Genomic DNA, 935 nt, shown 5'->3' on the forward strand with positions numbered 1-935 from the left:
ACTTATCGCTTTTCGATCAATGACCATACGGCATTCCGTAAACTGATCTCTTATGGTTCTCTTTTTACTGAAAGCGCTCGAACTGGCGTAATCGGACGTGATGCCTCGGTAGCTGATCGAATGTTCATCGAAGATCAATTCTTCTTGCTGGAAATGGTTCGTGTCAAGGTTTGTCTACAGTCTGATGGCATGTTATGCATGCCTTTTTAGTCAGTTTTAGAAGATATACTAAAAAAAGCAAGCGATAATGCGGTTTTATTTTTTAAGGTTCTGATCATATAATTTTTTAATGAAAAGACGGAGGATTAAATCAAATGAAAAATAAATGGACAGTGTTGATTTGTGCAACTATTTTATCAACTTGGACGATTCCTACACAAAATGCCCTCGCGGAAGAAGCAGGGAATAATGCAACTTATGACACTACGCAACAAACAGTAACTAGCAATAGTTCTAGCGAAGATCAAACAGCAATTGTAAATGGAGAAGAAGTAAAATTAGAAGCGCCAGTGAAAGAAGGACAGTTTGAAGCTGAAGCGACTCAAGCACCAAAAGAAGAGTTACAACAAGATCAAATGAGTCGGTTTGCTCGTAGTGCAGTAAGAACAATACCTATGTATCGCATGTATAATCCAAATAGCGGAGAACACTTCTACACTCAAGATACTGGAGAACGAGATAATCTAAGAAGAATTGGTTGGAATTACGAAGGTATTGGTTGGCAAGCTCCAACAAGTGACGATCCAGTTTATCGTCTATACAATCGTTACAACGGCGAACATTTCTACACGCTGAATGCCGCTGAACGTGACAATATCACGAAATACGGATGGAAGTATGAAGGTATCGGTTGGTACTCTTATACAGGACCAAATGGTAAGTCTATTAGATAACAATATAATCCCTAAAAAAACTACAGTGTATTTAATTTATGT

Annotated in this window: 2 protein-coding genes; both read left to right on the top strand. The window is 38.1% G+C overall.

The window, feature by feature from the left end; all coding sequences use genetic code 11:
- A partial coding sequence (locus tag ESP02_RS13145; RefSeq protein WP_044146490.1) for a hypothetical protein occupies positions 1–210 on the top strand: 210 nt, incomplete at its 5' end.
- Positions 211–314: 104 nt separating this feature from the next.
- Entirely contained in the window at positions 315–893 is a 579-nt protein-coding gene (locus ESP02_RS13150) for a hypothetical protein (RefSeq protein ID WP_002372602.1), read from the top strand.
- The last annotated feature ends 42 nt before the right edge of the window (positions 894–935 follow it).

Origin of the sequence: Enterococcus sp. NBRC 3427 (assembly GCF_007996925.1) — a bacterium.
Taxonomy (GTDB): Bacteria; Bacillota; Bacilli; order Lactobacillales; family Enterococcaceae; genus Enterococcus_B; species Enterococcus_B lactis.